General features: G+C 66.4%; 9 protein-coding genes. 3 read left to right on the top strand and 6 right to left on the bottom strand.

The features are described 5' to 3' along the window. Window positions 1-45 precede the first annotated feature (45 nt). On the top strand, window positions 46-1,902 hold the full coding sequence (locus tag ACQR0W_RS14335; protein ID WP_315716495.1) for an outer membrane beta-barrel protein: 1,857 nt from the start codon (window positions 46-48) through the stop codon (window positions 1,900-1,902). Window positions 1,903-2,254: 352 nt separating this feature from the next. Here ACQR0W_RS14335 and ACQR0W_RS14330 read toward each other — a convergent pair whose 3' ends face one another. The 6 genes from ACQR0W_RS14330 to ACQR0W_RS14305 form a co-directional block, all read right to left on the bottom strand. Continuing rightward, entirely contained in the window at window positions 2,255-3,043 is a 789-nt protein-coding gene (locus ACQR0W_RS14330) for an energy transducer TonB (protein ID WP_315753745.1), read from the bottom strand. A 26-nt stretch (window positions 3,044-3,069) separates the two neighbouring features. Then, window positions 3,070-3,519 (bottom strand): TonB system transport protein ExbD, encoded by a 450-nt coding sequence (gene exbD, locus ACQR0W_RS14325; RefSeq protein ID WP_316167910.1) that lies wholly within the window; start codon window positions 3,517-3,519, stop codon window positions 3,070-3,072. Window positions 3,520-3,523: 4 nt separating this feature from the next. After that, window positions 3,524-4,840, bottom strand: a complete 1,317-nt coding sequence (exbB, locus tag ACQR0W_RS14320) for a tonB-system energizer ExbB (RefSeq protein WP_316171292.1) — start codon at window positions 4,838-4,840, stop codon at window positions 3,524-3,526. Window positions 4,841-5,792: 952 nt separating this feature from the next. Continuing rightward, window positions 5,793-6,482 (bottom strand): Fe2+-dependent dioxygenase, encoded by a 690-nt coding sequence (locus ACQR0W_RS14315; protein ID WP_315716500.1) that lies wholly within the window; start codon window positions 6,480-6,482, stop codon window positions 5,793-5,795. A gap of 40 nt (window positions 6,483-6,522) precedes the next feature. Further along, complete coding sequence (locus ACQR0W_RS14310) at window positions 6,523-9,060, bottom strand: TonB-dependent receptor (protein ID WP_316171293.1); 2,538 nt, start codon at window positions 9,058-9,060, stop codon at window positions 6,523-6,525. A gap of 564 nt (window positions 9,061-9,624) precedes the next feature. Then, on the bottom strand, window positions 9,625-10,743 hold the full coding sequence (locus ACQR0W_RS14305) for a ring-opening amidohydrolase (RefSeq protein ID WP_316171294.1): 1,119 nt from the start codon (window positions 10,741-10,743) through the stop codon (window positions 9,625-9,627). A 119-nt stretch (window positions 10,744-10,862) separates the two neighbouring features. Between ACQR0W_RS14305 and ACQR0W_RS14300 the strand changes: the two genes are divergently transcribed. Both ACQR0W_RS14300 and ACQR0W_RS14295 read left to right on the top strand, forming a co-directional pair. Continuing rightward, window positions 10,863-11,666, top strand: coding sequence for an MBL fold metallo-hydrolase (locus ACQR0W_RS14300; RefSeq protein ID WP_316171295.1), 804 nt, complete (start codon window positions 10,863-10,865; stop codon window positions 11,664-11,666). Window positions 11,667-11,793: 127 nt separating this feature from the next. Next, window positions 11,794-13,515 carry a hypothetical protein gene (locus ACQR0W_RS14295; protein WP_316171296.1) on the top strand — a complete coding sequence of 574 codons (1,722 nt, stop codon included), beginning with the start codon at window positions 11,794-11,796 and terminating at the stop codon, window positions 13,513-13,515. Window positions 13,516-13,609 lie beyond the last annotated feature (94 nt).

The following is a 13,609-nucleotide window of genomic DNA, read 5'->3' as shown; positions in this document are numbered from 1 at the left end:
GCGCCGCGCTTCGCGGGTTGCCGAACTCGACGGAGACGAGGCTCTTTGGAACGGGCAGCACGAGAGACGGTCGCTTCCAGACGTGGCATCGGTCGCGACGTCTCACGGTGCCAGGAGGAGACGGTTGCGATCACCGTGCTGCTCGTGACGCTGTTCGGAGTCGCGCCGTCCTACGGTCAGACCGTCACGCCGGGGAGCCAGGTCAGGGCCTATGCAGATCCGGCGACCACCGACGCCGGACCGGTGGTGGTCGTACCCAATCGCCGCCGCCAGCCGGTGAGGCCGGCGAACAGCAATGGACCGCTGGTCATTCCGCAGGTGATCGTTTCGCCGGGCGGGGTCGAGCCGGAGCCGAAGGCGGCCACGCAGGTGGACGAGGCTCCACCGCCGCGGCCGCGGTCTCCGATCGATGCGGGCGCGGGCGCGCTCCCGCAGGCCGCGCGCCGCGAGCCGGCGCCGCGTCTGGCTCCGGTTCGAAACGGCTTTTTCGGTGCACCGTCCGCCGGCCTCCTGGTCGGCGGCTGCCTGTCGACGCCGGGCCGGCTGTCGGTCACGAACGTGCCCAATCGCTGCCTGGACGCGCTGGCGTTCGCCGTCAGTCCGCCGCCGGCCACGCGTGGCGTGCTGCCGCGCAACCTGCCGCCGATTCCGCGACAGGATGCGCAGCCGATTCCGCCCGTTCTGGCGGACAAGCCCAAGATGCGGCTGCCGCCGGTGAACAAGGGGCAGAAGCCGCAGGAGCAGCCGCAGCCGCCGATGATGGCGGAAGACCCCTATGAGCCCAAGGGCATCACGGTGGGAAACTTCATCCTGAAGCCTGCGTTCGAAATGTCCTCAGGCTTCGACAGCAATCCCGGCCGTGTGCCGCAAGGCAAGGGCTCGGCCTTCGTCAGCGTTGCGCCGGTCCTGCTCGTGCGCTCTCAGTTCGAGCGGCATCTGCTCAACGCCGATGTGCGCGTCGGCTACATCGACTATGCGAAGCTCCGGCAGCTCAGCAGGCCTACCGTCGACGCCAAGGTGAATGGGCGCTACGACATCACCGATACGTTTGCGCTCAACGGCGAGGGCCACGTTGCCGTCGATGCCGATGATCCCGGCACGCCGCGCTTCGCCGGCCGGTTCGCCAGGATTCCGCTCGCCTCCACCGTCGGCGGCTCGGCGGGCGTCACCAAGCGGTTCGAGGAGGTCGAGGTCTCGACCAAGGCCGCCATCGACCGCGTCGCGTTCCAGAACGCGCCGCTCGTCGACGGCCAGATCGTCAGCAATGCCGATCGCAACTTCGTCCAATACGGCTCGCAGAGCCGCATCACCTACAATCTGACGCCGGAGATCCGTCCCTTCGTCGACGTCGCCGTCGATCGCCGCGTTCACGACATCGCGGTCGATGCCGAAGGCTTCCGCCGCGACTCCACCGGGACGGCGGTCGAGGCCGGCGTGACCTTCAACTACGCCGACAAGCTGACAGGCGACGTCGCCGTCGGCTATCTGACGCGCCGCTATCAGGATCCGATGCTCAAGCCGGTCAACGGCTTCATTGCCGACGCCAATCTGACATGGCAGTTCGCCAAGGAGACAGCGATCGCGCTGGGGGCCAAGTCGCAGGTGGTGGAGATCACCGAGCCCGGCATTTCCGGCGTGCTCAAGCGCGACGTCACCGTCGGCATCGAGCATCAGTTCGAGCCCTGGCTCGTCGGCACGTTCCTCGCCGGCTATGGCGAGGACGCGTTCACCGGTACGACGCGGGTCGACAACCGCTATCTGGTCGAGCTCGGCATGCTCTACAAGTTCTCACGCCTGCTGCAGCTCAGGGCCAGCGTCCGGCGCGAGGAGACGCGCTCCAACTTCCGCGAAAACAATCTGTCGGCGACCGTGGTGCAGGTCGGCGCGCGGGTACAGTACTAGACGAACGTTTCCATCCAATCGGCACGCGTGGTGGGCTGAGCCCCCCGCAGTCTCCAACGCTGTCGTGCCTCGCGAAAGCGGGGCATCCAGTACTTCCGTAGCGGCAGATGCCGAACCGAAACGTCACGGCGTACTGGATCGTCCGCCTCGGACGATGACAGCGAGGATACCCATCTCCGAATATGAGAGGAGACTTTGGAAAAGGTCGTCTCGCGGGAATTCCGGCCGGATACGGAAAGGTCTCGCGTTCCTTCGTCCGCGCGACCTCGGCCCAGCAGACGCAAAAAGCAGCGCTCGCGCCATTGCGAACGCTGCCAAGTCTTCAAGATACACGCGTCGAACGACGCACGGTCTACTTCTTCTGGTTGAAGTTCACGTCGAGGCTGAAGCTGAACTGATCGTCCGTCAGTCCGGACGGCGGCGCAGGCACAGGGTCGGAGCGGCGGATCATCGCCAGCGCGGCATCGTCGAACATCGAGTCGCCGGACGACTGCATGACGGACGCAGACACCACCTTGCCGGCCCGGCTCAGCACCAGCGCCACCTTGACCGTGCCATTGTGCTTCTTGCCTTCCGGATAGCGCTTGTGCAGCTCGAAATAGGCGCTGATCTTTCGGCCCCAATCGTTGGTCAGCTTCTGCTTGTCCTTGCCCATTCCCGGATTGGGGGCCTTGGCCGTCTCGGCCGGCGGCGCGGCCTCGTCCAGCGCCTTGCGGGCCGATTCTTCCTGCGCAGCAGATGCGACCGACGCCTCGGCCTGCTGGGTTGCCTGCTGCTGTTCCTCCTTCTCCGGCTTCTTGGGATCGTTCTGCGTGACGACCCGATCGGCCTCCTCCTCTGTCTCGGTCGGCTTGTCCTTGACGGCGTCGGACTCCTTGACTTCGGCGGTCTGCTGCATCTGCTCCGGCGCAGCCTCGGCCGCGTCGCTGTCGGGACCCGGCGGAAGATCGTTGTCCTCGACCTGGGGCGAGGCGATCTCGAGCGCGAATTCGGCGCCGGCCGCGCCGAGACCGCCGTCCGCGTCATTGCCGCTGAGATGGACGACCGCGAGCGCGGCGCCGCCACCGTGCAGCATGAGGGCGCCGATCGCGGCTGAGATCCACAAGCGGCGCGACGCTCCCTGATACTTGTGTTCGACCATTCTTCAGTTCCGTCGTTTCACTGGTTTCAATGTGCAGTCTGGGCGGCGGCCTGTGAGACGCCTTCGACAGTCACGAGCTTGATCTTCGGATAGCCGCCGGTCCGTAGCAGCTCCATCACGTCCATCAGCTCTCCATACGCCACGCCCCGGTCGGCGCGCAGGAAGATGAACTTGTCCTTCGCCGCCTCGGGGATGTGCTCGAGCGTGCTCACCAGGCTCGCCCGTTTCACCGGCTCCTCGCCGACGAACAGTGTCAGATCCGGCTTGATGCTGACATAGATCGGCTTGTCCGGCTTCTTCTGCGGCGTGGCCGTCGATGTCGGGAGATCGACCGGCACGTCGACCGTCGACAGCGGCGCCGCGACCATGAAGATGATCAGCAGCACCAGGATCACGTCGATGAAGGGCGTGACGTTGATGTCGCTCGTCTCGCCGAGATCATCGTCGCCATCGCCTTCCGAGAGAGAGACGGCCATGGAGCTACTCCGCCGCCAGCGCCATCGGAGGCGCAGAGTGGACGTGGATCGGCTCGAAGCGCTCGCCGTGATGGCTGCTGTGGTGGCTCTGGCCGCGATCCAGATCGCGCGACAACATCCGGGCGGTGGCGCCGGAGGACCGGTTCACGAGCTCCATGTAGCCCTTCGTCACCCGTGTGAAGTGATTGTAGATGATCACGGCCGGGATCGCGGCGACGAGGCCGATGGCGGTTGCGAGAAGCGCTTCGGCGATGCCGGGCGCGACGACGGCGAGGTTCGTGGTCTGCGACTTCGAGATGCCGATGAAGCTGTTCATGATGCCCCAGACCGTGCCGAACAGGCCGACGAAGGGCGAGATCGAGCCGATCGTGGCGAGCAGGCCCATGCCGGTCCGGCAACGCCGGCCCTCGGCACGTACGATCTCGGAGAAGCTCGACGCGGCGCGCTCGTTGACGCCGTGAGACGGCAGTTCGGACGACATTCTGATCTCGTGCATGGCGGCGTCGATCAGAGCCGTCAGCACGTTCTGGCGTGATCCCAGCGCGAGCTTGGCTTCCGACAGCCAGCGTACGTCGTCGACCTTGCGCAGCGCGCCGCTCAGCTTCCGGCGCAGGATGGAGAACTCGATGGTCTTGGCGATGAAGACGGTCCAGGTCGCAAGCGAGGCGAGCGCGAGCCCCATCATGACAGACTTCACGAGAATGTCGGCGGCCAGGAACATCGACCATGGCGACAGATCATGCGGCACGTGTGATGCCGCTTGCGCACCGCCTTGTGCCGCGCCCTGGGCCGGCTTCTCTGCCTGGTCCTTCGCCTTGTCGCCCGCTGCCGTGTCCGTGACGGCTTCGGTCGCGGTCGACGGTTGGGTGTCGTTCGTTGCGGCGGCCGGTGCCTGGTTCGTTGCACCAGCTTGCGGCGTGGTCGCGGCCGGAGCCGGCGAAGGCGCGGCCGTCGTCGCGACGCCGTTGGTCGTCGAAGCCGCTGCCGTGGGCGCGGGCTGGGCAACGGCGGGGGCTGTCTGCGCCTGTCCGACGGTCATCGGCTTCGGAGCCGCGCCCTGAGCTTGAGCTGCGTGCGCGACGGGAGCCGGCGCACTGGCGGCGTTGGCGGGCGCAGCGGCAGGCGCCTGCGTGGCGGCCGCCGTCGTCGGAGCCTGAACGGATTTCGCGCCGGTCGGAGTCGTGGGACTCGGTGCTGTGGTCTGCGGGGCGGTGGCAGCCTGGCCAGGTCTCGGCGACGTGGCCGGCTGCTCGGCATGCGCCATGGCGCCGGCCGAAACGGCTGCGATCACCGCTCCTACATGAAGAACGATCCTGAACATGTTGCTGCGTACCCCTTGGTAGTTATCTTCTCTGTAATGCTTCTAGTCGTAACCCGGCTGTTTTGAGACGGCGCGTTGACTCAAAGCGGGAACATCAATGTCGGCAGTCACTCCGGTGAGTGCGATGCCAGATGAAAAATCGAATCGTGTGATCTGCGTAACAGCTCGCGATGCTGCCCATCGCGTCATAACTCCCTGAAAGTCCTGACTCGAGGCGTGACGAGCCGTGCACGGTTCCGCCAACGCGGCTGCCTGTCACGCAAATGCCGCCGTTCGGTCTTCCATCAATTCTAATTAGTCGGCGCCGGCGTGATGGTCCCGTTCGGTGGGCGCGAGGGCATCACGCGCGTTCTTCGAGACGTGATGCCGCCGGAAACGGCTCGAAAGCGTCGAGATCCGAATCAGGGTGCGGTGGAATCAGGTTTGTTTGAAAAAACGGGCCCCGCGCGATCTGGTCAAGCCGCGAGCGGTGGCTGAAGTTCGCGAATCGCACACGCTTGCCGGCGTAGCAAGATCGTGCTGCTCGCAAGCGGCGGTCTGCCGGCAGTCAAGGACGTGTGACAGCTCAAGGAAGAGACAGGCGGCCGCTTGTGAGATTGGACGGTGGTCCATCGCGAAGGCTGAGAACGGCTCCGCAGCGATGCGGTCATCGTCCGAACGAATGAGCCGGGTTGCATGTGTGCAATCCGGCTCGTAGACGACCGACCTCAACGCGAGCATGGCGACCGAAGGTGGATATTGAGGCGCGCGTTTTCTTGGAAACAGCGGTCGATGCCGGGTCGATCGCTTGCCATCTCGACCGCTGTCATGCTCCGCGAAGGCGGTGCATCCAGCAATCCGCGAAGATGATGAACCGAGATGTCAGGGCGTACCAGATCGTCCGCGTCGCGGACGATGACAGTGAGGGTCTACATATCTGCATCAATAGGGCTGGAACGTTGAAAACGGTCGTCTAGTTCTCGGCCCAGTAGCGGATCAGGTTGTGATAGAGGCCGGTCAGCCGCACCATCTCCGGATCGTCGCGTCCCATCCGCTGCGACAATCCCTGGATCGTCGTGTCGAGATCGAAGATCATGCTGCGCGCGAGGGGATCGCGGATCATGCTCTGCAGCCAGAAGAACGAGGCGACGCGGACGCCGCGCGTCACCGGGGTGACCATGTGCAGGCTCGAGGCGGGATACAGCACGAGGTCGCCGGCCGGCAGCTTGACCTCGTGCGAGCCGTACAGATCCTCGATGACCAGCTCGCCGCCGTCGTAATCCTCCGGCTCGGACAGAAACAGCGTGACCGAAAGGTCGGTGCGAATGCGCAGGCCGGTGAGCTTGTCGCCGCGGACCGCGTTGTCGACGTGGATGCCGAAATGGTGGCCCGACTCCGCGCTGTAGCGGTTGAACAGCGGCGGGAAGATCTGCTGCGGGATGGCGGCGGCGAGAAAGCGCGGATTGGCGGTCATCGCCGAAATGATGCGGTGGCCGAGCTTGCGCGCCACCTCGCTGTCGGGCGGCAACTGCTCGTTGCGCTTGACCATGGCCGACTGGGCGCCGGCCGTCGAGCGGCCGTCCTCCCAGTCGCTGTCGTCCATGATGTGGCGGAAGTCCGCCACATCGTCTTTGCTCAAAACTCCGGGGACACAGATCAGCATGAACTCATCACTTGATGTATGCCCAGGTTTGGGTGTGCGATCAGAACCGCCCGGACAGGACGATCGACGCGCTTCGTCCCGGACCGACGAGCACGAACGGGGTGGCACTCTGATAGAGAGCGTCGTAGTAGAGCTTGTCGAAGATGTTGGCAACAAACAGCTTCGCCGTCCAGTTCTTGTCGAGCTTGGCTTCCGCGAATGCATCGAAGCGCCAGTAGCTCGGCAGCTCCGTGCCCTGGTTGGCCGCCAGCCAGGTGCCGCCGAAGATCTTCGAGCGGTACACCGCCTGGCCGCCGATCTCCCAGGTGTCGTTGATCTGGTACTTCGTCAGCAGGCTGAACGACTGGTGCGCGGTGTTGGCGAGTTGCAGGCCGACATTGCTGGTGAACAGCGCGGTGTTGGCTGGCGGGATGTTCGACTTCGTCACCTCCGACTGCATCAGCACGATGCCGCCGAAGATGCTCCATTTGTCGGTCAGCTTGCCGCCCGCCTGCAGGTCGATGCCGCGGATGCGGTAGGCGGCACCGGCCGAGAGACACGGCACGGAGCCGATGGTGCCTGCCGGATACGGGCAGTCCGCGGTGGCCTGCGCGGCGCTGGTGATGTTGCGTGACTCGCGGGCGTTCTCCTTCTCGGTCTGGAACAGCGCTCCGGTGACCAGCAGGCGACCGTCGAGCAGCTCCCACTTGGTGCCGATCTCGATCGAGGTGTTCTTCTCGGGCCCGAAGATCTGGTTGGCGCCGCCATTGGTGACCGCCGACAGGCCGCCATATTGCGGGCTGAGGCCGTCGAACTCCGCGCCGACCGGATTCGACGAGGTGGCGTAGGCCGCATAGAAGCTGGCGTAGGGCACCGGCTTCAAGGTCATGCCGACGTTGAAGTTCGGCATGCCGCTGGAGGCCGCCGTCGAACCCGGCGTGTTGGCGACGCCGTTGACGGTGCCGAAGCCGTCGACCCGGACGTCGTATTTGTCGTAGCGCACGCCGCCGTTGAGGATGACGAGATCGCGGTAGTTGACGCTGTCGAGCGCGTAGACGCTCGCCGAGTCGATCTTCACGTTCGTCGGGAATTGTCCCAGCGACGGAATGCCGAACGGCAGGTTGGTGAACTGCGGGTTGAACACGCTCACGCCCGAGAGCGAGCCGCTGCCCGCGAACGCCAAGCCCTGCTGCTCGGATGTCAACCCGGTGTAGCTGTTGATGCGCGCCTTTTCCTGCGAGACTTCGAGCCCCGCGAGCACGGTGTGCCTGACGTTGCCGGTATCGAACTTGTAGGTCGCCTCGAGCTGGTTGGCGAGCACGTCGGTCTGCTGGAAGCGGCTCTGCGGATTGGCCCGGATCGTCGAATTCGACAGCGGGTTGGTGAGCGTCGGGCCTTCCGGCAGCGTGCCGATGTAGTTCAGGGTCGAGCGCGACACCCGGACCTTGTCGGAGATCGTCAGGTCGGGCGTGACCTTCACCTCGGCATTGAGCGTACCGATGTCCTGTCCGACACGCGAGAAGTCGCGGTTGACGAAGCCATACCAGGCGTTGCGCGGCGAGCCGACCTCGGGGAATGGGGCGCCGGCGGTGAGCGTGCTCGGCCGATAGTAGGGCACGCCGAAGTCCGGACGGCCGGTCACCTCGTTGTGGATGTAGTTGGCGGACAGGGTCACGGTGTCCAGCGGCGTCCACTTGGTGGCGACGAAGCCGCCGTTGCGGTTGTCGGTGACGTAGTCGCGGCCGGCCACGCCGGCATCCTGGAACAGGCCGCCGACGCGGGCAGCGAAGGTCGGCGTGATCTTCTGGTTGACGTCGATCACCACGCGCTTGGTCCTGTCGGTGCCGAGCGTGGTGTCCATGTTGTAGAAGCTGTTCTCGGTCGTGGCCTGCTTGGTCACGATGTTGATCGCGCCGCCGGTGGTGCCGCGGCCGGCGAAGGACGACGCCGGGCCGCGCAGGATCTCGACCTGCTCGGTGAAGAAGTTCTCGCGCACGGAGACGCCGGCGTCACGCACGCCGTCGATGAAGACGTCGTTGCGGGCGTCGAAGCCGCGGATGAAGAAGCGGTCGCCGAACGCGTTGCCGCCTTCGCCGGTGCCGAGCGTCACGCCGGCGGTGGAGAGCACCGCGGATTTGAGGCTGGTGGAGTTCTTGTCCGCCAGGATCTCCTTGCTCAGGACGGTGACGGTCTTCGGCGTGTTGAGCAGCTTCTCCGGAAACTTGCCGGAGGCCTGCAGCCGCTCGCCCTTGTAGTCGGAGGCGGGGCTGGAATAGGGGTTGCGGTCGGGCGGCAGATTGCTCTTCGGCGCCGCGGCCTGTTGCTGTTGCTGTTGTTGCTGGCGGGCGGCGCGGCGCATCGCGTCGCGGGCGCGGACCTGGTCCGCGGTCGGGCGCGAGGCGGCCGGCTTGGGGCGCGCCACCGGGGCTTCGACGGTGACGGACGGCAGCGGCGCCTGTTGGGCTTCGGCACCGGAGAACGAGGCAACCGCGATCAGGCTCGCGACTGCCGAGACTTTCACACCGGAAATCTCGGGAGATGGATCCCACTCGTGTCCGCTTGCCCCTCGCAAGCTCCTTGGAAAGACTGCCTTACCCATACTCGACCACCCCATTCGTTACGCAAAACTTTGACTTGGGTTCGTTTCAACGCCCGCAACCGGCGCGCGCTTGTTGCGAATGCAAGTCAAGAAGCGGGGGAAAGCGGCCCAAAGCTGGTTCCGCCGGTGGCCGGAATGCGAAAAGTTTCCATCCATTTCTAAGAATGAGAGTTGTTCGCAGAATGTAGCCCCGTAGCAACAGTTGAAACCTCCTGGTTGAACCGATCTCCGTCATTCAATTGCTGATGAGAGAATTGGTGGTCTTTCACGTCGTCTCGCGAGGTGGATCGTTCGCTTGACGATCACTTCGGTCGATCTTCGGTTCGAGCTGCTCCCCGCCGCGTCGCGAGATGCGGCGGGAATCTGGCAAATCCGTTGCCTGATCGGGACGCGTGTGCGGCTCGGAACTTCGCCGTGGTGATCAGGTAGAACGCGGCGCCCGGAGCGATCTGGGTGAACGGGACGTTGCCGCGGTGGCAGGTGTCGGAATGGAGCGGTTGGTGAGGTTCCGAGCGTAGACCTTCATGCCGGGGGCCGGCATCTGCAGCGGTCTCGACCGTGAGATCAGCGGCGCTCGGCGATGATCGCGACCGGCCCGCCGCCGTCGGGGCCCTGATGCTCGGCGCCGCCTGAGACGAACAGGTCGGTGAAGCCGAACAGCCCGGCCAGCGCGCCGCCGACGAAGGCGCGGGCATGGCGGGTGGAGGAGACGTCGCTGTCATCCAGCATGGTATGCCGCTGGCCGCGCAGCCGGCCGCTCTGCGCCGCCTCCGCCTTCGCGAGCACCGCGGCGATGCGGCTGCGATCGGCCGCCGCCACCTGGCCCGGCACGTTCAGGCCGAGCCGGGCGAGCGCCTGCCGGGCCGGCTCGATGTCGATGGCATCGCCCATGACGGCATGATCGATCGCGAGCGGCCCGCTCCACGTGGCCGACATGCCGGCCACCATGATCTCGTGGTCGAGCAGCTCGACGCCGCCCGAGGTGGCCGCGCGCGCGCTGTAGCGCGAGACGTCGGCGCAGATCGTCGCGTCGGAGACATCGGCGGCGGCGAGCTCGCCGAGCGCGATCGCGACACCCAGCGCCGAGGCGCCGCGCGAGAAGCCCATCGATTTCAGCGTATCGCGCACGGCGGTGCGCTGTCCCCGGGCCTCGACCGCCTCGATGCGCTCCATCGTCAGCAGCGGGCATTTCACCTGCACATAATGGACGTCGGCGGGATCGCTGATGCCGGCGTCGGTCATGGCCGCGCGCACGCCGGCGGCCACGAGCTCGACCTGCGGCATGCGGCCGAGATGCTCGCCCGGCAGCGCCGGCGTGCGCGCGCGCCCCAGCGCCAGCGATGCCGGGAAAGCGCGCGGCGCCGCGGCGTCATCCCCGTCGCGTGCCTCGAACACGATCATGTGCGGCGACAGCGCGCCCTCGGTGCCGCCCGACATCACCATCGCGATCTGCCGCACGGCGTCGGCTGCGAGATAGCGGCCGAGCAGCGTCTCCAGCGAGCGCACGGCGAAGGCGCGGGTGAAGTCGTTGACGCAGCCATTGCCTTCGGTCTTGCCGAGAATGGCGACGATGCCGGCGGGATCGATCGCGCCTTGCGCGATTCCGGTCTCGAGCGCGCCGACATCGTCCGGGCTGCGCATCGGAAGGCGGTGAACGTAGGCGCGGCGCAGCGTGGTCGGCATGTCGAGAACTCCTGTCGTGCGGTCCGGCGACACTAGGCAATCACGAAGCCGCGCGCGACGGTGTTCCGGGATGGTCCGCGTGCTATCCTTCGCAATCCCATCTCGACGACTGGTGCTCCATGCCTCTCTGGACCTGCTTTCAATGCGGCGCGCAGTTTCCCGATACGGTAGCGCCGCCCGGCCATTGCGTCGTCTGCGAGGACGAGCGGCAATATGTGAATTGGAAGGGACAGAGCTTCCTCAGCCGCGACGACCTTGCTGGCCGGCATCAGGTCATCTGGCGCGAGGATGACGGCCTGACCGGCCTCGCTCTGGACCCGAGCTTTGCGATCGGCCAGCGCGCGCTGCTCGTTCCCGAGCCGGACGGCTGCGTGATGTGGGACTGCATTCCCTTGGCGACCGATGCGGCCATCTCCCGCGTCCGCTCATTGGGCGGCCTGAAGGCCATCGCGGTGTCGCATCCGCACTACTATGGCGCGGTCGCCGATTGGAGCGCCGCGTTCGGCAACGCGCCGGTCTATCTCCATGGCGACGACCGCGCCTTCGTCACCCGGCCGCATCCGGCGATCGTGCCATGGACGGGCGATCGCCTCGCCATCTCGGATGACGTCGTGCTGCTGCGGACCGGCGGGCATTTTGCCGGCGCCACCATCCTGCATTGGCGCAAAGGTGCCGGTGGCAAGGGCGCGCTGTTGACCGGTGACATCGCGATGGTGGCGATGGATCGCCGCCACGTCAGCTTCATGTACTCCTATCCGAACTACATCCCGCTCGGCGCGGCCGCCGTGCGCCGCATCGCCGATGCGGTCGCGCCGCTGGCCTTCGATCGCATCTACGGCGCCTGGTGGCAGAAGAACATCGCCGACGATGCGAAGGCGGCGTTCGATCGCTCGGTGCGGCGTTATCTTCAGGCGATCGCTTGAGCCGCCAGCTTTGCGGAATCCCCGTAAAGTAACGGGGCATTAGGCACAACCAGAAGGTTGTTTCAGGGCATCTTGCAGTCTTTGGTCGGATGGTATCGAAGTATCCCGGGCGGAATGGGGTACCTCAATGCATTTGCCATCGTGCTCGTCGGCGACCGGCGCCATCGTGCCGGCCGGGCTCCTCGTGCATTCAGACCTCCGATCAGCTCCCCATCATCCGGTGTCCGCCTCCAGCGCCGGCGACCTGTCCTGGCGCTGGATTCTGTTGGCGCTGGTGCTCGCCATCGTGCTCGCGGTGCCGTTCCTGCTGGTCGATGTCCCGCCGGTGCTCGACTATCCCAACCACCTCGCGCGGCTGTTCGTGCTGGCGCATCCCGACGATCCCGTGCTGTCGCAGATATACGCGCCGAATTGGCGCATCCTGCCCAATCTCGGCATGGACGTGATCGGCGTCGCGCTGCTGCGCGTCACCGACGTTCATGTCGGCGGCCGCATCCTGCTCGCGCTCAGCCTGTTCGCGCCGCTCGTCGGCGTCATCACCTATCACCGCGCGGTGTTCGGCCGGCTGTCGTTGTGGCCGCTGGCGGCCGGCATCGTCGCCTATGACGGCGTCTTCCTGCTCGGCTTCATGAATTTCCAGCTCTCGCTCGGCCTGGCCCTCGGCGGCGCCGCCGGCTGGGTGGCGCTGCGCCGTCGGGGCGGCTGGCTGCCCGCGATCGCCTGGGGCGCCATCGCCGCGGCGGCCGCCTTCCTCTGCCACATCTTCGGCCTGCTGTTCTTCGCGGTCCTGATCGGCGCCGGAGAGGCCGACCGGCTGTGGCGGCTGCGCCGGTCGCCGGTCCTGGCGCGGGAGTTCGCTGTCCTGGCGCGGGAGTTCGCTGTCGCTGCCTGTGCGCTCGGAGTCACGCTCAGCCCGGCCGTGCTGCTCTATGGGCTCTGTCCGCTGGGCGAGGGTGGATTGCAACTCGGCGACTGGGACGGACCGCCGAAGCTGTGGCGCATCATGACGCCGTTCCTGACAACCAGCGCCGAGCTGACGATCATCACGACGGTCGTGGTGATGTCTGTGTTGGTCCTCGTCCGGCGCCAGCTCGTCGTCGCGCCGGGCGTTCCGCTGGCGCTGGCGGCGCTGTTCGTCGCCTTCGTCGCCGCGCCGTGGACGGCGCTGGGAGGAACGTTGATCGACATGCGCTTTGCCGCGATGTGCGGCCTGCTGCTGTTCGCCGGCTTGCAGCCGGTCGTGTCCGGCAGGAAGGCGGTGCTCGTCGGCATCGTCCTCTCGGGGCTGATGTTGATTCGGACCGCGGATATCGCATCGGCATGGATCGATCACAGGGTGGACCTCGCCGAACTGCGCGCGGCGATCGCGCATGTGCAGCCCGGCGCGCGCGTCATCGCCGCGCATGGCCACGAGCAGCCCGTCTCCAGCCGGCGCGAGCGGATACTGCCCGGATTCCGCTACGTCGATTCCCATATGGCGGCGCTGCTCGTGATCGAGCGGCGGGCGTTCTGGCCGCTGATGTTCGCCCATCCGAACCAGCAGCCCATCACGGTCCGTCCCTCTTTCGCTCGTCTTGCGCAGCCGCTGGCCGAGCCCGCCGCGTGGCGCTGGCTGCAACCTGACACGCCGCCCGCCGACGTGTTGCCGCTCGCGCGCTATCTGGCCGGCTGGCGGTCGAACTTCGATGCTGTCCTGTTGCTCGACCCGCCAGTCCCTGAGCAGCCGGTCGCCGGACTCACGCCGCTCTATCTCGGCAGCTACATCCAACTGTTCCGCATCGGGCAGGGCACCGGCACCACCGCTGTGCAGGAGCCTCAGCCCGCTCCGCCGGCGGCCTCACCTTCGTGAAGCCGGAACGACGGCCGCCGCTCCCCATCCGTCTCCAGTGATCCCTTGTCTCCGTTCGGCCGTTGCCTTGCGCTGGCCGGGCGCTAGGCGCGCT

Source organism: Bradyrhizobium sp. HKCCYLRH1034 (genome assembly GCF_051168375.1).
Classification (GTDB): domain Bacteria; phylum Pseudomonadota; class Alphaproteobacteria; order Rhizobiales; family Xanthobacteraceae; genus Bradyrhizobium.
Note: the sequence above shows the minus strand (reverse complement) of the source record. Positions and strands in the feature narration are given on the sequence as shown.